This window comes from Herbaspirillum frisingense (genome assembly GCF_047325095.1).
Taxonomy (GTDB): Bacteria; Pseudomonadota; Gammaproteobacteria; order Burkholderiales; family Burkholderiaceae_D; genus Herbaspirillum; species Herbaspirillum frisingense.
In genome coordinates this window covers 2,130,621-2,147,785 of the sequence record NZ_CP168558.1, presented here as the reverse complement: position 1 = coordinate 2,147,785, position 17,165 = coordinate 2,130,621, and the positions used below count along the sequence as shown (strand labels likewise).

Sequence of the window (17,165 nt, the reverse complement as noted above, 5' to 3'; positions counted from 1 at the left end):
CGCATGAACGCTCCGTCGTCTTCCCCCGCTACCTCGCAACATTACGCGCTGATCCCGGCCGCCGGCGTGGGCGCCCGCATGGGCGCGCAAATTCCCAAGCAATACATGACACTGGCCGGCAAGCCCATGCTGCTGCATGCATTGGAGACCTTTGCCGCGCATCCGCGCATTGACCACAGTTTCGTGGTGGTCAGCCCGGAGGATGGCTGGATCGACGCCCTGCTCCCCCCGCCCTGCTGCCGCACACCACGGTGCTGCGCGTGGGTGGCGCAACGCGGCAGGACAGTGTCTTCAATGGCTTGCAGGCCATCCGCGCCCAGGCCGCCGATGGCGACTGGGTGCTGGTCCACGACGCCGCCCGCCCCGGCCTGGACGGCGTGCTGATCGACCGTCTGCTCGATGCGCTGGCCAATGATGAGGTTGGCGGCCTGCTGGCACTGCCGGTGGTGGATACCCTCAAACGCGGCGATGACCAGTCCCGCTCGCAGGACACCGTGCCGCGCGCCGGCCTGTGGGCGGCGCAGACACCGCAGATGTTCCGCTACGCCCTGCTGCAGCACGCCCTGGAACAGGCGCGCCAGCAGGACCGTCTGGCCGCCATCACGGATGACGCCAGCGCGATCGAAATGCTGGGCCTGCGCCCGCGCCTGGTCGAAGGCAGCCCCCGTAATCTCAAGGTCACGCTGGCGCAGGACGCCGCGCTGGCCGAATTCTTCCTGAAAGGTCCGCACGCATGAGCACTGCCTTCCCCTTCCGCATCGGCCAGGGTTATGACTGTCACGCCCTGGTCGAAGGCCGCCCGCTGATCCTGGGCGGCGTCACCATCCCGCACAAGAAGGGCCTCTTGGGCCACTCCGACGCTGACGCCCTGCTGCACGCCATCACCGACGCTCTCTTCGGCGCGGCCGCGCTGGGCGACATCGGTCGCCACTTCCCCGATACCGACCCGCAATTCAAGGGCGCCGACTCACGCGTGCTGCTGCGCGAAGCCGGCAAACGCCTGGCAGCGGCTGGCTATGTCGTGGGTAACGTGGATGCCACCATCATCGCCCAAGCCCCCAAGATGGCACCGCATATTCCGGCCATGGTGGTCAATGTCGCGGCCGATCTGGGGATTTCTGAGCAGCAAGTGAACATCAAGGCGAAAACCAACGAAAAAATGGGTTTTTTGGGTCGTGAAGAAGGGATTGCCACGGATGCCGTTGTGCTGATCTACCGCCAAAACGCCGAAAAAGCGCTGTAGGAAACTGCCCGACAGGACAATGTCAGACATTGTCCGACAACCGGAAAGCCGCACCAGACAAGGGATACAGGGCGACATCCTGCACCATTTGCCAGCATGTAGAGAAATCTAAAGCACCGAAAAAAACCATTAAAACTTTTAATTGAACTTTCGAGCCGAAAATGGCTTGCATTCTCGATTTAATGAGTATAATCGTCGCGTCGTTAGGATTCGAGCTGGTAGTGCGGTTCTTCGCTGTCATTCCTCCCGAGTAACGATAAAGAGCCGGGCGCAAGCCCCAATCAATTAAATTTAGGAGTCCGTAATGGCAACTGGTACCGTCAAGTGGTTCAACGATGCAAAAGGTTTTGGCTTCATCACCCCGGACGAAGGCGGCGAAGATCTGTTCGCTCACTTCTCGGCTATTCAATCGAATGGCTTCAAGTCGCTGAAGGAAAACCAACGCGTTTCCTTCGAAGTGACCACCGGCCCGAAGGGCAAGCAAGCTTCGAACATCGTTCCGGCTGCTTAAGCTTTTCAAGCTAAAAAAAATCCCCGACTCGTCGGGGATTTTTTTCGTCTGTCGCTTTTGCATCTGTCCGGGATATGTCGTACGGACGAGCTGCACATTACCTCGACAGCACCCCGGCCCATGAAAAATCCCCACCACTCTTGCGAGTGGCGGGGATGTTCATTCTGCCTGAAGCGAATCTGAATCAGATTTCTTCGTACAGCGGCAGCGTCAGGAACTCGGCGAAGGTCTCGGAGGTGGACATCTCTTCGAAGATCTTGGCGGCACGGTCATAGGTAGGACCGTCGCCAGCCACCTGCTTCACCTTGGCCAGCTCTTCCGGGATCATGGCGCGCACCATGTCGGCCGTGACCTTGCGCCCATCTTCCAGATTGCCCTTGGCGCTGCGGATCCACTGCCACACCTGGGCACGGCTGATCTCGGCGGTGGCCGCATCTTCCATCAGATTGTGGATGGGCACGCAACCGTTGCCGGCCAGCCAGGCACCCAGATAGTGGATGCCGACGTTGATGTTGTAGCGCAGACCGGCTTCGGTGATCGGGGTCTCCGGCTGGAAGTTCAGCAGGTCGGCCGCCTTCACGTCCACATCAGGACGCTGCTTTTCGAACTGGTTGGGCTTGTCGCCCAGCACGGCCACGAATTCCTTCATCGATGCCTCGACCAGGCCCGGGTGCGCAACCCAGCCGCCGTCGTAGCCGTCGGTGGCGTCACGACGCTTGTCGTTGATGATGCCCTGCATGGCGACGGCGTTCTTTTCCGGATCGTTCTTGATCGGGATCAGCGCGCTCATGCCGCCGATGGCCGGGGCGCCGCGCTTGTGGCAGGTCTTCAGCAGCAGCAATGCATAGGCGCGCATGAAGGGCGACGTCATGGTGACCTTGGCGCGATCGGCCAGGCAGAAGTCCTTGTCGTTCTTGAACTTCTTGATGCAGGAGAAGATGTAGTCCCAACGACCGGCGTTCAGGCCGGCGCTGTGCTCGCGCAGCTCATAGAGGATTTCTTCCATCTCGAAGGCGGCGGTGATGGTCTCGATCAGCACGGTGGCCTTGATGGTGCCTTGCGGCAGACCGATCTCGTTCTGCGCCATGACGAAGATGTCGTTCCACAGACGCGCCTCCAGATGCGACTCCATCTTGGGCAGGTAGAAGTACGGGCCGGCGCCACGGGCCAGCTGCTCCTTGGCGTTGTGGAACAGGAACAGGGCGAAGTCGAAGATGCCGCCGGAAATGCGCTTGCCATCCAGGGTGACGTGCTTTTCATCCAGGTGCCAGCCACGCGGACGCACCACCAGGGTGGCGATCTTGTCGTTGAGCTTGTAGCTCTTGCCGTTGGATTCCAGCGAGATGGTGCGACGGATCGCGTCGGACAGGTTGATCTGGCCGCTGATCTGGTTATCCCAGACCGGCGAGTTGGAATCCTCGAAGTCGGTCATGTAGCTGTCGGCGCCCGAGTTGAAGGCGTTGATGACCATCTTGCGTTCCACCGGACCGGTGATTTCCACGCGACGGCACTTCAGGGCCTCGGGGATGGGCGCGATCTTCCAGTCGCCGGTGCGGATGGATTCGGTTTCCTTCAGGAAGTCGGGGCGCTCGCCGGCATCCAGGCGCTTGACGCGCTCGGCGCGGGCGGCCAGCAGTTCCTGGCGACGGCCTTCGAAGGCTCGCGAGAGCTTGGCGACCAGCGACAGGGCCTCGAAGGTCAGGACGTTTTCGTAACCCGGCTTGATCTCGCCGGAGATTTCCATGCCGGTGGGCAGCTTCAATTGCGTCATGCTGGACTCCTCAAAAAGAAAAATGGACTAGGTGAGCTTGTTTATCTTGTTTTCATGATTGTGCCTGATGCGCTGTCGCTTTTTGCATCGCATCACGCACTTTATGTACGCAGTATATTTAAACAAAATGCTTATGAGTGGAAGCTTTTATCACTTTATCTTTGCGTTTTAGTCATAAGTGAGCAGATAATCCGCAGGTAGTGATGATGCGGCCTGTGCCACTCCCGGCGCGGCTTTGCCCCGATTCCAGCCTCTTCCCAGGGACCCGCATGGACCAGTTCAAGCAGATTTCGACCTTTGCCGAGGTCGCCACCCGTGGCAGCCTCTCGGCCGCCGCCCGCGCCGAGGGCATCGCCCCGGCCATGATAGGTCGCCGGCTGGACGCGCTGGAAGAGCGCCTGGGCGTGAAACTGCTGCAGCGGACCACCCGCAAGATCGTCCTCACCAATGAAGGTGCCGCCTTCCTGGAAGACTGCCAGCGCATCCTGGCCGACCTGGAAGATGCCGAATCGGCCGTCTCCGAACGCAGCGCCCGCGCCAGCGGGCAATTGCTGATCTCGGCCCCGGCCGGATTTGGACGCCAGCACGTGGCGCCTCTGGTCCCCTCCTTCCTGGCCGAGCACCGCGACGTCACGCTCACGCTGAACCTGAACGATCGCATTGCCGACGTCATCGGTGAAGGAATAGACGTCGCCATCCGCATCGCCACCCTGACCGACTCCAACCTAGTGAGCGTGAAGCTGGCGGAAAACCACCGCGTCATCGTCGCTGCCCCCTCCTACCTGCGTCGCCATGGCACGCCGCAGACTCCCGATGAGCTGGTGCGTCACAATTGCCTGGCCATGAGCAGCGAAGGCAGCCAGCGCGGCTGGACCCTGAAGCAATCGGGCAAGGTCAGCATCTACAAGGTCGGCGGCAACATGGTCTGCAATGACGGTGAGGTGTTACACAACTGGGCGCTGGCCGGTCGCGGACTGGCCTGGCGTTCGATGTGGGAAGTCGGCGCCGCCATCGAGGCCGGGGAACTGGTCACGGTGCTGGACAAGTTTGCCGCTCCGGCCCCCTCCATCTACGCCGTGTTCGCACAGCGACGCCACCTGCCCTTGCGTATCCGCGCTTTCGTGGATTTCCTGCGGCATGCATATGCCCAGCCGGATTACTGGAAACAGGCCTGATGATCACTGTTGACATGTGCCGCAGGTAAGGATGCGGTAAGACAGCTCACGGGATGATGCCGGCGTCGCATCCCCCTTGACGTCTTTCCCCTCCCCTGGAGTCCACATGTCGATCCGCTTCTCTCCACGCACGCCCCTGGCCTGCGCCGCGCTACTGATGTTGCCCCTCCTGGCCCATGGCCAGCAATCCGCTACCACCGAGCCCGTTGCCGACAGCAGCTCCAACACCAGCCAATGGGCGCTGGGTGCCGGCGTGGGCGTAGAACGCAGTCCCTATGCCGGCTACGGCAATCGCACCCGGGCGCTGCCCCTGCTTATGTACAATGGCCCCCGGTTCCGCTTGCTCGGCACCACGGCCGACCTGAAGCTGGGCGCCGTTGGTCCGGTCGGCTTCTCGCTGCGGGCGCAGTATGCCGATGAAGGCTATGAAGGCAGCGATGCGCCCATCCTGAATGGCATGGAAAAGCGCAAGGGTGGTTTCTGGCTGGGCGGTGCCGCCCTGTGGCGCAACCCGTATGCCGACCTGTCCCTGGAATGGCTGGCCGATGCATCCGGCAACAGCCATGGGCAGACCGTCAAGCTGCGCGCAGAGCACCGTTTCAAGAGCGGCCGCTTTACGCTGGTACCCTACCTGGGAGTGAACTGGATGAGCAGCGACTATGTGGACTATTACTTCGGCGTACGCAGCAACGAGGTCCGGGCCGGTCGCGCCTTCTACCAGGGCAGCTCGACCGCCAACCTGGTGGGTGGCCTGCGCACCGACTGGCAGATGACATCCTCGCAGTCGCTGTTTCTGGATCTGCGCGTGACCCGCTTCGGCAGCGGCATCACCGATAGCCCGCTGGTCGATCGCAACAGCGCTGCCGGGGTGCGCGCCGGTTATCTCTACCACTTCTGACGGGGTCCATTCCTTCATGATGAATCGCATCGCCCTGCTGGAAGACCATGAACGCATGGCCGCGCTGGTCAGCCGGGCGCTGGCGACGGCAGGCATCGAGACCGATGTCTACGGCACGCTGTCTCAGGCCACCACCGGCCTGGCACAGATCCGCTATCCGGCCCTGGTGCTGGATCGCAACCTGCCCGATGGCGACGGCCTGCAACTGGTACGCCAGTTGCGCGCCCGCCGCATCGATACCCCCTGCCTCATGCTGACCGCGCGCGACGCCCTGCACGACCGTATCGACGGGCTGGAAGCGGGCGCCGACGATTACCTCCCCAAACCCTTCTCGATGGAAGAGCTGGTGGCCCGCGTGCGCGCCCTGATGCGACGCGCACCGCAGCAGCAGAGCCTGGCGCCGGAACACGGCGACCTGCGCATCGATCCGATGGAAAGCCGCATGGTCTGCGCAGCGGAGTCAATTTCCCTGTCCTCGGCCGAGCTGCAGCTGATGCTGGTGCTGGTGCGCGCAGCCGGCGCCACGGCGCGCCGCACCGCGCTGGAGGCTGCCGCCTGGGGTATTGCCGAGCCGGTCACGCCCAATGCGCTGGACGTGGCCTTGCATCGCCTGCGGCGCAAGTTGGCCGGGATCGATTCCGTCGTGCAGATCGTCAACCAGCGCGGATTGGGCTACGCCCTGAAATTGCCCCATGAAGACACCTGAAACCGCCGACCTGGCCAGCGCCACCGTCGCTCCCTCCCGGGCTTGCTGCCATCGCAGCCTGGCCCTGCACCTGCAGCTCGTCACCGCGCTGGTGCTCGCGGTTACCGGTGCCGTGATCATCGGTGTCATCACGCTGATGCTGCGCTGGGGGCCGGACCTGCTGACCGACCTGTCGCTGAAGAACAATGCCAGCCAGGTCATCAAGGGCCTGCAGTTCGACCAGAACGACCGCCCCTACCGCACCGCCATCAACGACAAGGACGACGCCGCCTACGAAATCCTCAAGGCCGATAGCGTCTATCGCATCCTGGATGAGCAGGGCCACGTTCTGCTGGCCTCGGATGGCATCACCCAGCCCTATGCCGAGATGGGCAATCCCTTCACACCCGAGCCAGCGCGACTGAAACTGCGTGTCGATGGTCGCACCCTGCATGTACTCACCCGGCAGTTCGAACATGGCGGCCGCAACTACTACGTCCAGGTCATGCGCAGCGAGCGCCTGCTACGCATCATCCAGGATGACAAGGGGCAGCGCCTGACCTGGATGATCATCATCGGCGCCATTGTCTGCGCGCTGCTGTTTTCCATCGTCGTGGCGGTGACCCTGCATCATCTGCTCAAGCCCTTGCGCCGGGCCGCCAATGCGGCGGCCACCATCGACATCGACAATCTGTCGGCGCGCCTGTCGGTGCAGGACGTGCCCCGCGAGATCACGCCGCTGTTCCACTCGGTGAACCTGGCACTGGACCGGCTGGAACAGGGCTACCGCCAGCAGCGGGATTTCCTGGCCACCGCGGCCCATGAACTGAAGACGCCACTGACCCTCATGCGCGGCCAGGTCGAACTGGGCGACGTCGCCGATGGCGAGATACTGCTGCAGGATATCGACCGCATGGCACGCCAGGTGCAGCAACTGCTGACCCTGGCCGAAGCCAGCGAGCGCCACAACTACAGCATGCAGCAGACCGCACCGCAGGCTGCCTGGGCGCAGGCCGCCAGCCAGCTGGAGCGGCTGGCGCAGCAGATGGCGGTGAAGGTGGTGATCGGGCCGGCCGACAGTGCGCCGCCGTCCATGATCCTGGCTGATCCGGGTGCGCTGGGGGTGCTGTGCAAGAACCTGCTGGAGAATGCCCTGCATCACAGCCCGCCGGGCGGGACCGTGACGCTGCATGCCAATGCCCGACGGCTGTCGGTGCGCGACGAGGGACCAGGCATTGCGGAGGACGCCCTGCCCCACCTGTTCGAGCGCTTCTGGCGCGGGCCGCATCGACGCGACCAGGGAGCGGGGCTGGGGTTATCCATCTGCGCCGAGATCGCCCAGGCGCATGGCTGGGAAATCACGGCAGGCAACGGCCCACGCGGGGCCGTCTTCGAAGTGCGATTCAACCCGGCAGCGTAGGCCCGGTCGGCGTGACGTCAATGTCGCGTCGGACCAACGGTTCGCCCTCGCTGAGCCGGAATACGCTGACCATCTGCATCAGCCGAGAAAGCCAGTGGTGGTGCTACCAGGCCGCACTGAGGGGGGATGCGACGTCTAAGGCATCACCCGTTGTGCCAATCAGTGTGCGGCGCCCCCTCTTTTTCACTGCACGCTAGTGCTATTCACCTCTCCGTCCGCGAGAACGGGTCCCGCGTTGACACGCATGACCTGCCCCATCTGATCAAACACTTTTCGACCTGCCACATCGGCGCGGCCAGGGCGTGAACGTAGATCGCCCACCAGCGCCGCGAGCGCGCAGGGAAATAACCAGGAGATCACTTCTGGCAGCGACCCGCCCCCTCCCCTTCAAAGTGAAATTCCAACGGCTAGCGTCGTCATGCAAATTCCGCGAGCAGGCTGGCGCCGGCGGGGAACCGAACTGACATCGCACCGTATCTCCCAATCAGAGAAGCCGGCAGCCGCCAGTGACATGCAACGACACATCCGCATAGAGAAAATATGAAATTGTTTTGCACGGGTGCTGATTTTTTATGAACAAATCTCGTCCGTTGTGAATGTCCTGGCGAAAAATTTTGGAATAAATTAGCGCTCCGAATAAATGATTTGCAGCGCTACCGCCGTGGAGCATCTCGCAGTCGCTCCACCAATAAAGCCATGAGCAACGCTCTCGCCTTCCTCTCTCATCGTCGACGTCATCGGGTGTCAGCCCCAGTGTTCCGTCCACATCCGTCGAGAGCACAAATCGGATGCGAAGCCACCCACCTCAAACACTGCCGTCGCCGCGAATCCGCAAGACAGAACCGCTCTGCGTTGCGGGACTGATCGAATTAGCTCGGGAACAGAATGGCAAGCAAGGAAGAAATTCAATCCATAGGTCGGCAAATCGGCTTCATGGTTGGAACGATGTGAAACAGGTTTCAGCTATTTCTGGAACCCGATCACCCACCTCATTTTTGATACGACGATATGTTTTTTGCGCGAGAAGATAGCCTTGGTCTGCTCGAAACTCAGGACGGCCTGAAAGTCACCGCCGGTTCGTCTTACGAACGGCTGAGTCATGCAGGTATCGTCCCTGGGCAGTTCCTCGCCATCGCCTCGCCTGACTGGTCCACCAACGGCACTCAGGAATTTGTCCTCGCGCGATTCCTGCAAGTTACGGCACGTCGTGATGACCACACCACCACGTGCAAATTGCACTGCCGTGTCATGGGCAGCTGCCGCGTCGACCAGCGCAGCGGCAGGCTGTCCTACTATGCCGGACTACCGGCCTATGGTGCGCTGATGCTCTCGCCCTCCTGCGCATGCTACGTCCTGCCCGAGCCCATCCTGCGCGCCCTGCTGGCACTGTCGGATGACGTCGGCGAAACCTTCGAACTGGGCCATGTGCGCTGGGGCGAACATACCAGCAAAGCTACGCACCCGATGCCGGTGGCCATGAGCATCAATGAAGTGGTGGGCAAGCGCACCGCCATGTTCGGCAAGACCCGGCTGGGCAAATCCAACGTCGTCAAGCTGCTCATGCAAGGCGTGCTCAATGCCACCCGCGAGAGTGGTCAAGTCGGCCAGCTGGTGTTCGACGTCAATGGCGAATACGCCAACGACAATCCCCAGGACGGCAATTTTTCCATCGCCTCGGCCTACCCCGAGCGCGTCCAGGTGTACTACCTCTCAACCCAGCCACGCGGCAACGGCGAGTTCCTTCGCTATAACTTCTACGACATCCCGGAAGCCGCCCTGACGATCTTCTCCGAATTGCTCACACCCTCGGTATTGGATATCCCTGAGGTGCGCAACTTCCTGATGATCCGTTTCCCCGCACTATCGGCGCTGAAAGGCGGGCGCACCCATGACAGCGCCGTCGCCTTCCGCAAGCTATGCCTGTTCTGGACGCTGCTGCAGGATGCAGGATTCGATCCGGGCGAGGCGGTCTGCGCCGAAATCGCTACACGCGGACTGATCAATGTGGGCTTCACGCAAGCGCTGCGCATGGCCGCCTGGCAGGCGATCAAATCGAAAGTGCCGCCGCCGATGCCCACCAGCTTCCTCGAGATGACCGAGGAGATCCGCGTGCTCTCGGCCTTCGCACTCAAGTATTCAAACGACCCCAACCTGCGCGTGGGCCGCACCGAACTGTTCGACGAGGAAGACCGCGTGGTGCAAGAACTGCTTTGCCAGACCAACGGCGTGGGTTCCTACTTCCTGCGCGAATGCCTGCAGTTCCACTCCGCCAACGCCAGCGATTTTCTGCATGACACCCTGCGCGCCATCGACACCGGCAAGACCGTCATCATCGACCTGGGCGCGGCCAATGAACGCATCGCGCGCTACTTCTCGCGCGTCATCTCCACCGCCGTGTTCCAGCAGCAGGAACACAAGTTCATCACCAACACCCTGGCCGAGCGCTTCGTGCAGATCTACTTCGAAGAAGCGCACATGATCTTCCCGGTCGAGGCCGCCGGCAAGAACACCACCGACATCTATGCCCGCTTTGCCAAGGAAGGCGCAAAGTTCGGCATCGGCATTGTCTATTCCACCCAGTCGCCGACTTCGGTCAGCTACTCCCTGCTGACGCAGACCGAAAATTTCTTCATCGGCCACCTCTCCAGCGACATCGATGTCGATGCCCTGGCCTCGGTGCAAAACCTGTTTGCTGCCGTCAAGGACGACATCCTGCAATTCCGCCTGCCCGGCTTCATGCGGGTATTGAGCTATTCCCGTCGCTTCGTCCTGCCGATCCAGGCGAAGCGTTTCGATCCACGAGAAAGGAGATAGACCCGTGAGGAAATAAATCGCCGGTCCGACGATAACGACCATGCAACACAGATCAAGACGGACAAGTCCGCGAAACTGCGTCGGCGCCCTGCTTGCCTGGCCCGAGCACATCGCCCGCCTGTATTGGTCATCCCATGTTTTATCACCAGAGCCGTCCCTTCAGACGGCGTTAACGAAGTTCAAGGAATACTAAAAATGCTTTACTCCCCTCACGCAATACACAAGGCGCGCATCCTTCCACGTACGCAAAGTGGTTTCACCATTGTCGAACTGTCAGTGGCTGTTGCCATTGCCGGCGTGCTGCTGGTCTCGGCCATTGCGCTGGTGCAGGTGGTGCTGCGGCAAGCGCGAGCTAATGATGTGGTCAGCGGCATACCCCGCATGATGGCCCAGATCGACAAGATCTATGCCCGGGCCAACTCTTACGTCGGCTTGGGAACAGAAGTAGCCATTGGCTTCGGCGCCTTTGACGCAGCCTTCGATATTTTCGGTGTCGCCCCCCTCCGCACCGCCAATAACCGCTTTGGCTTCCCCACCACCGTTGATGTCGCAACCGTGTTCACCGGCGCGGCAAGCAACACTGGCTTTGTAGTCACTTTGGCTGGCATTCCTACTGCCTCGTGTGCCGACATTGTCTCTTCCGCTTCTGCTAGCGGCGTACGCGGCATTCTTGTTCAACCCGAGGCCGTGGTTGGGACCCGCTCTATTACCCCTGCGGGCATTGCCACGTTGACTTTGGCCGGCATGCGTGCAATTAACGCTGGTGGTGGTGCCCCAGTCCCTACCACAGGCGGCGCTGCGGTAGTCCAAGGACATCTGCCGAACGGCGCACTCGATATCGCGGCGATGACCCATGCGCGTGCCTGCGGCACCGGCAACGCCTCCGTGAGCATCGGCCTGATCAACTGGAAGTAATGCGCTTCGGATAGCTCTTTTCGATGCCGCCTCTGTCCGAGGGGCGGCATTAAAGAAAATATCCGCATTCCTATGAGAAAACACCACTCCGGCTACACATTGGTTGAGCTCTCCGTGGCCCTGGCCCTGGCCGGCATGATCGTGCTGACCGGTATTACCGGCACGACATGGCTGCTCGCACAACAGAGAATCAATGAACTCTCCGCCGAGAATGGTAACGCGATCAGGCGCATCAACGATGCCTATGACCAATTGCCCAACTATGGCGGTTTGACCTTGCGGCAGGCGGTGTCCTTCGGCGCGTTCAACCACTTCCTCATCACCCGGCGCGCCGGGAACAACGTCACCGTGACCCATCCATTCGGAGGTGCCGTCGGCGTAGCACCGATCGGAGTTGCGTCTCGGGCTTGGGGCTTATACCTGAATGCCATCCCGACAGAGCACTGCACCGACCTCTTGTTCCAGTTCGCGCCGATAGCTGATGCACTTGTGGTCTTTCCCGACGGAATGGCCGACCCAGTTGGCTGGGCCCTCATTGTCGGCCTTGACGCAAACCTGCCTGCGATCACCATCAGCGCTGGCCTTAACGTCGCCGTCCCGCGCATCGTCAGAAATCTGGGCCAGGATCTTGCACCCACTGCGCTGGCTGCGGCCTGTCGAGACGCTGGCAACAACTTCGGTGTACTGCTAGTGAGATCCAAACTACGATGACCCCTTTCACCCTATCCCAGCGCGGCGACACCAGACACATCCCTGGCAGAGCCACCTATGCCCCTTTGCAACGGCTGCGCCAATGTGGTTTCACGCTGATTGAGTTATCCGTCTCAATGGCCATTTCCGCCATTCTGGTGGTGGCCTCGCTGGAGGTATTGCGTCAGCAGCTTGATCAGGCCGAGGTAAGCTCGTCATCCCGCTTTTTGCAACAGACGATGCTGTCACTGCAGAATTTCTTGGTGAACGATGACGGTTCCGCCCCAATCGATACCGGCACACTAGCCAGCGGTGCCACCGTGGCCCGGCAATATGTAGGGGCTGGCGTCGGTGACAAGACCCAAATCAACAATACCTGGGGCGGGCGGTTGTTCTTGGAGCCATTGATCGGCGGCGGCAGGAGCAGTTGGGTATTGCATGTATCAGGTCTGCCTGCGCGCCTGTGTCCGGACATCGTGCAGAACCTGGAATCGACCCTGAATACTGCTGGACTACGGCACGCGCTGGCCGGCGCGGCCACTACCGGTGAAGATGTCACCAAACCGGCCCTGCGTTCGGTCGCGCTGAATGCAAACCGTGCGCTGACCACGCCGCTGGCCAACGTGTTTGTGATCAAGAGTGACCCCTATACCCCCCTCAATCCCGCCACGCTGAGCCTCCTGTGCGAAACCGCCCTACCTTACTTCACCCTCTTCCTCACGAGCAATAACCACGCTCTCTAGGCATGACATCTACTTATGAACAAAGTCACGGTTCACCTCATTCATCGCACCCGCCCTTGCGGCCTGCCCCGTCGGTGGCTACGTACCTTTGCCCTCCTGGCGGTCTGCATTCCCGTCCATGCCCAGCAAGTGGGGGGGCATGATCCGACCAATGCAGAGGCACTTGCCGCCACTGGGCGCGCCTCCGCCTGGCTGCCCAAGGGCGCCGCGATTGAGCCCGAACTGACCAACGGCATTGGCGTTTCCGCAATAGACCATCATCCCGACCCGGGCGTGCAGCAGTGGCAGGTACGACGTGCCGATGTCTCGGTGCGCCGCATGTTGCAGCGGTGGGGGCAAGAAGCCGGCTGGCAACTGGTGTGGGATGCACCGCGCGATTTCCCCATCGAGACCGAGCTGCAATTATCCGGTCGTATCGAGCAGGTGGTCAGCGCCGTAGTGGAGTCACTGGCCACCACCGACTACCCGGTGCAGGCACGCATCAACAGCGAGTTGCGCATCATCCGCATCGGCGGCTATCTGGAAGGTAAGGCTCGCTGAGGCCCATCAAGGTAACTTATGACCATCGAACAGATCATCGTCCCCCTGAACCAGTTCCATCTGCCGGCGGTACAGCGTCTGCGGCAAGGCCGCCGTTGTGCTCACATGCTTATCCTGATCATTGGCATCAGTGTCTTGTGCACCGCGTGCAGCACCTGGCGCCGAGCCGATCGGACCCTGGACAAGGTCATCACCCGCACGGACAGCTCACGCGCCGAACTGACCACGCCCCAACCGCGCCCGGCTTATGCGATCAAAGATACTCGCCTGATCATCGCAACACGCTCCATACCTCTGTCACGCGAGGCAGCACTACCGGATGCGATGCGCCAGGTGGCCTTCCGCTTCCCGGGACGTTATTCCGTGGCCACCATCGTCGAGCGTATCGCCAGCGAGACCGGCGTACCGATGCTGCTCACGCCCGACGCGCTCATGCCGGCCTCGCGCTTCACAGTCGGAGCCACAGCCGGCGCGGCACTCGCCGCAGCCGCCCTGCCGCTTCCGGGTGCGCAGGGCAGCGCGAGCGAGAAAAGCGCCTTCGGCGAAAAGAATCTGAGCGATCTCAACTTCAGCAACCAGACGTATGGCAATACCTATGAGCTCAACTACGCCGGCTCGTTTGCGGGTCTGCTGGATTACGTGGCCGTGCGCGCAGGATTACAGTGGAAGTACGAGGATGACCGCATCCTCTTCTATCGCCTCAGCACCCGTACCTTCTTCGTCAAGACCCTGAGTACTTCCTTCAAATACTCCGCTTCGCTGTCAGCCTCGACTGGCGGCGATGGTGGAGGCAGTGGAGGCAACGGCGGGGGTGGAGGTGGTGGAGGTGGTGGAGGCGGCGGAGGCGGCAGTTCGGCCAGCATGGATTTCGAATCCGACTTCTGGGGGGGTATCGAAAAGACCTTGGGTTCGCTCATCTCCGGCGGCGGCAAATTCTCGGTCGACGGCAAATCAGGCGTGATCACGGTGACCGATGCCGCCGAACCGATGAAGGCCGTGGAAAACTATATCGAGCAAGTCAACAAATCCTTGATGCGTCAAGTCAGCCTGGAAATCCAGGTCCTGTCAGTACAGTTGAACGACGAGTTCTCGGCCGGCATTGACTGGAACGTGGTGCGCAACGGCTTCTCGTCAACCACCCCCGCGGCGCTGTTGCCCAGCCAGTCCGGCAGCCCCTTCACCATCGGCTACCAGAACGGCAACGGCACTAACGCGATGATCAAGTTGCTCAAGACATTTGGGCGGGTCTCGACCACCTATTCGGGGGTGGCCGTGACCTCCAACCGAGTCTCGGTACCGCTGATGGTGGTCAACCAGCAGGCCTACCTGAAGCAGACCCAGGCGGCAGTCGTTGCCGGCGGACAGGTGGGCAGCGTCACTACCACCGGCCCCAGCCTGACGCCGGGGCAGATCAGCACGGGCATGTCCCTGGCCTTCTTGCCGGTGGTGCTGGATTCCAACCAGGTGCTGTTGCAGACCTATATCAACATCTCCAGCTTGAAGGGCCTGCCCTCATTCAGTTCATCCGGGCAAACCATTCAACTGCCCAACGTGAGTGCCTTCACCGTAGGCCAACGCATGGTGGTGCCTTCGGGGGAAACGCTGGTCATGCTGGGGTATGACCAGGCCCAGACCAATTCCAGCAACAGCGGCAGCGTCGATGGCCTCGCCGCCAGCAAGACCGCTTCCAACGTCCGGCAATCCTTCGTGATCCTGATCACCCCACGACTGACCGATGTTTAAGACTCTACTCAACAAGAAGCCGGTCCGCAGAACCCGACCGGTCGTAGACCACAGCCGTATCTTCCCGAAAGAGAAGGTGGCCCTGGTGGCTGGCCTGCACTGGGTGCCATTGACCAAGGGCGAACGGAGCAAACTCTTCAGCGCTGCCCGGGCCGAGGACGAGCACAGCTATTGCATCACACCCGATGGCACCCAGATCGGCTTCTTCTCTTCCAACCCGGGTGGTCATGGAAAGGGGCGGGGCGCACTGGTCTCGCTGGCACTGCTGCTGGGCCAGAACTATTCGCACGGCGGCGAAGAGATCTTCGCCTTCCATGTCGATACCAAGCGCAGCTGCGTGGTCGTGCTGCGCGACGGACAGCCGGTGCCGGGATTTGATGTCATCGGCAACACCGAGGTAGTGAGCGAGCGCATCAACACCTTCCTGCAGCTCACCGACTCGGGCTCGGTACGGCGGGTCGGTGCAGTCGATCTACTGGGCAATGTGGAAGAGATCGACTGGGACCTGGTGTTGGACGAAGTCACGGCCAAGGTGCGCCTGAAGAAGATTCCCGACATCAGGAAAATGCTTGTTTTGCTGGCGGCATCGGCGGTCGTTTTCGTGGTGGGCTTCGGCGCGGTCACCTACAAGCTGGCCCGGGACAAGAAGCTCGCCGACGAGCAAGCACGCATCGCCAGCGATCCCAACATTGTCTACGAAAACAAGATTGACGTTGATCTGGGAGCTGTTACCGGCCTCGGCCAGATCAGCCTTCAGCGCATGGTGGGCGGTCTGAAGCAAATTCCGCTTCAGATCAAGGGCTGGAGACTGAGCAAGGTGGAATGTACCCCGGCCCTGTGTAATGCCTCCTGGATCCGCAGCTACGGCAACTTTGCCGAGTTCGGACATGCGCTGCCACCCTCGGCGATGGGCCAGCCGCAATACGACGTCTTCAGTCCCGACGATCTCACCAGTGCCCAGTTGGTGACGCAGCACCGCCTGGACAACGCTGCGGCGGTCGTACCTCCACCACCGAAGCTGACGCGCGCGGCACTGCCGCTGCGCAGCACAGTGTCATCGAAGTTCTTCAGCACCCTGCAAGACCTATCCATGATGGACATCAAAGTCAAGGTGGAGCCGGCACAACTGTTCGCCGGACAAGGAGACGTCAACCAACTGGTACGCCCAGTAGTCAACGCGGTCTGGGCCATAGAAGGACCACTGTGGACCATGGAGGACATCGTGCTGGAAGACTACGTGGCTATCGATAGCATCACGGTCGAACTCGACACGGATAAGACCGTCGCGCCCATTGAAAAGACCCGCTACAAGCTATCTGGAAAATATTATGCAAAAGGTAAAGACTTCTAACTTGCCGCCGATGGTCGCACTCACCGCCTTGCTGCTAGGCGCGGCGCTACCCTGCCATGCCAAGGACGCAGCAGCACCGTCCGATGCGAGCGCCAGCCGTATCGACCAGGGCGCCACTCTAGGCGACATGATCAAGCTCGCCAAACAAGTCGGAGAACGGGAATTCGCTGCCCGCCTCAATCCAGCCAGCAAGAATCCCTCCAACGACATTCCTGCTGAACCCGTGGTGGAAAGAAATCCGGTGCTGCTGGGCCTGTACGGAATCGACCGCAATTACAAGGCCGAACTTGATGTCAACGGCCAGTCACGCGTAGTGCCTGTGCCTGGGCCGCTGCGCAAGATGGGGCCGTGGAAATACATCATCCTCATGGAGGAAGGTGTGCTCTTGACCAAGAGCCCCCAGGACAGCATCAAGGCGGGCAGGGAAAAACGCGGTGCGGCGGTGCAGGCCTGCCAGCAACAGGAGACCTGCCTGTTCCTTTCCGTGCCCAAGGGCGGCGACGATTCGCGCGCGTTTGTCACAGCGGATACCCAGGCACGCCATCTGGCAAGCCAGTTACCGGGAAAAGGCCGACTACCGCCCCTGGAATTCGGCGGCAAGCCCCAGAGCCCGGGCGATCGCGTCAATATGGGTAATACGGCACCGGCCTTGCGTTGATAAGCGGC

The 17,165-nt window shown here is 61.3% G+C and carries 15 protein-coding genes and 1 pseudogene; 15 read left to right on the top strand and 1 reads right to left on the bottom strand.

What is annotated here, in order from left to right:
* Nucleotides 1-3 precede the first annotated feature (3 nt).
* The 3 genes and pseudogenes from ispD (at nucleotide 4) to ACEOAC_RS10025 (ending at nucleotide 1,754) form a co-directional block, all read left to right on the top strand.
* Nucleotides 4-737: pseudogene (gene ispD / locus ACEOAC_RS10035) on the top strand (2-C-methyl-D-erythritol 4-phosphate cytidylyltransferase).
* Nucleotides 734-1,243, top strand: a complete 510-nt coding sequence (ispF, locus tag ACEOAC_RS10030; RefSeq protein ID WP_077238277.1) for a 2-C-methyl-D-erythritol 2,4-cyclodiphosphate synthase — start codon at nucleotides 734-736, stop codon at nucleotides 1,241-1,243. The pseudogene ispD and the gene ispF overlap by 4 nt, the downstream one beginning before the upstream one ends.
* Nucleotides 1,244-1,547: 304 nt before the next feature.
* Entirely contained in the window at nucleotides 1,548-1,754 is a 207-nt protein-coding gene (locus ACEOAC_RS10025) for a cold-shock protein (RefSeq protein ID WP_006464465.1), read from the top strand.
* Between the two features lie 184 nt (nucleotides 1,755-1,938).
* On the opposite strand, the gene aceB is transcribed toward ACEOAC_RS10025, so the two are convergent.
* The gene (gene aceB, locus ACEOAC_RS10020; protein WP_102664478.1) at nucleotides 1,939-3,525 is read right to left on the bottom strand and encodes a malate synthase A; all 1,587 of its coding nucleotides are present in this window, start codon (nucleotides 3,523-3,525) and stop codon (nucleotides 1,939-1,941) included.
* A 269-nt stretch (nucleotides 3,526-3,794) separates the two neighbouring features.
* Between aceB and ACEOAC_RS10015 the strand changes: the two genes are divergently transcribed.
* The 12 genes from ACEOAC_RS10015 to ACEOAC_RS09960 all read left to right on the top strand — a co-directional run bounded on the left by ACEOAC_RS10015 (nucleotide 3,795) and on the right by ACEOAC_RS09960 (nucleotide 17,157).
* Nucleotides 3,795-4,700, top strand: a complete 906-nt coding sequence (locus tag ACEOAC_RS10015; RefSeq protein ID WP_241812581.1) for a LysR family transcriptional regulator — start codon at nucleotides 3,795-3,797, stop codon at nucleotides 4,698-4,700.
* 106 nt (nucleotides 4,701-4,806) lie between these two features.
* Nucleotides 4,807-5,598: a MipA/OmpV family protein gene (locus tag ACEOAC_RS10010; RefSeq protein WP_413445285.1), complete on the top strand. Its 792-nt coding sequence runs from the start codon at nucleotides 4,807-4,809 to the stop codon at nucleotides 5,596-5,598.
* Between the two features lie 19 nt (nucleotides 5,599-5,617).
* A complete protein-coding gene (locus ACEOAC_RS10005) occupies nucleotides 5,618-6,304 on the top strand; it encodes a response regulator transcription factor (protein ID WP_413628910.1) in 687 nt (228 codons plus the stop codon).
* Complete coding sequence (locus ACEOAC_RS10000; RefSeq protein WP_413445010.1) at nucleotides 6,291-7,703, top strand: ATP-binding protein; 1,413 nt, start codon at nucleotides 6,291-6,293, stop codon at nucleotides 7,701-7,703. Before ACEOAC_RS10005 ends, ACEOAC_RS10000 begins: the two co-directional genes overlap by 14 nt.
* A gap of 1,248 nt (nucleotides 7,704-8,951) precedes the next feature.
* Nucleotides 8,952-10,517: an ATP-binding protein gene (locus ACEOAC_RS09995; protein ID WP_413445012.1), complete on the top strand. Its 1,566-nt coding sequence runs from the start codon at nucleotides 8,952-8,954 to the stop codon at nucleotides 10,515-10,517.
* A 195-nt stretch (nucleotides 10,518-10,712) separates the two neighbouring features.
* Nucleotides 10,713-11,432, top strand: a complete 720-nt coding sequence (locus ACEOAC_RS09990) for a type 4 pilus major pilin (RefSeq protein WP_413445014.1) — start codon at nucleotides 10,713-10,715, stop codon at nucleotides 11,430-11,432.
* A 72-nt stretch (nucleotides 11,433-11,504) separates the two neighbouring features.
* Nucleotides 11,505-12,143 (top strand): type II secretion system protein, encoded by a 639-nt coding sequence (locus ACEOAC_RS09985; protein WP_413445016.1) that lies wholly within the window; start codon nucleotides 11,505-11,507, stop codon nucleotides 12,141-12,143.
* Complete coding sequence (locus tag ACEOAC_RS09980) at nucleotides 12,140-12,865, top strand: type II secretion system protein (protein ID WP_413445017.1); 726 nt, start codon at nucleotides 12,140-12,142, stop codon at nucleotides 12,863-12,865. The genes ACEOAC_RS09985 and ACEOAC_RS09980 overlap by 4 nt, the downstream gene beginning before the upstream one ends.
* A gap of 15 nt (nucleotides 12,866-12,880) precedes the next feature.
* On the top strand, nucleotides 12,881-13,405 hold the full coding sequence (locus ACEOAC_RS09975) for a toxin co-regulated pilus biosynthesis Q family protein (protein ID WP_413445018.1): 525 nt from the start codon (nucleotides 12,881-12,883) through the stop codon (nucleotides 13,403-13,405).
* Nucleotides 13,406-13,423: 18 nt separating this feature from the next.
* On the top strand, nucleotides 13,424-15,148 hold the full coding sequence (locus ACEOAC_RS09970; protein ID WP_413628816.1) for a secretin N-terminal domain-containing protein: 1,725 nt from the start codon (nucleotides 13,424-13,426) through the stop codon (nucleotides 15,146-15,148).
* The gene (gene pilO2 / locus ACEOAC_RS09965; RefSeq protein WP_413444307.1) at nucleotides 15,141-16,499 is read left to right on the top strand and encodes a type 4b pilus protein PilO2; all 1,359 of its coding nucleotides are present in this window, start codon (nucleotides 15,141-15,143) and stop codon (nucleotides 16,497-16,499) included. The genes ACEOAC_RS09970 and pilO2 overlap by 8 nt, the downstream gene beginning before the upstream one ends.
* Nucleotides 16,477-17,157, top strand: a complete 681-nt coding sequence (locus ACEOAC_RS09960) for a hypothetical protein (protein ID WP_413444306.1) — start codon at nucleotides 16,477-16,479, stop codon at nucleotides 17,155-17,157. The genes pilO2 and ACEOAC_RS09960 overlap by 23 nt, the downstream gene beginning before the upstream one ends.
* The last annotated feature ends 8 nt before the right edge of the window (nucleotides 17,158-17,165 follow it).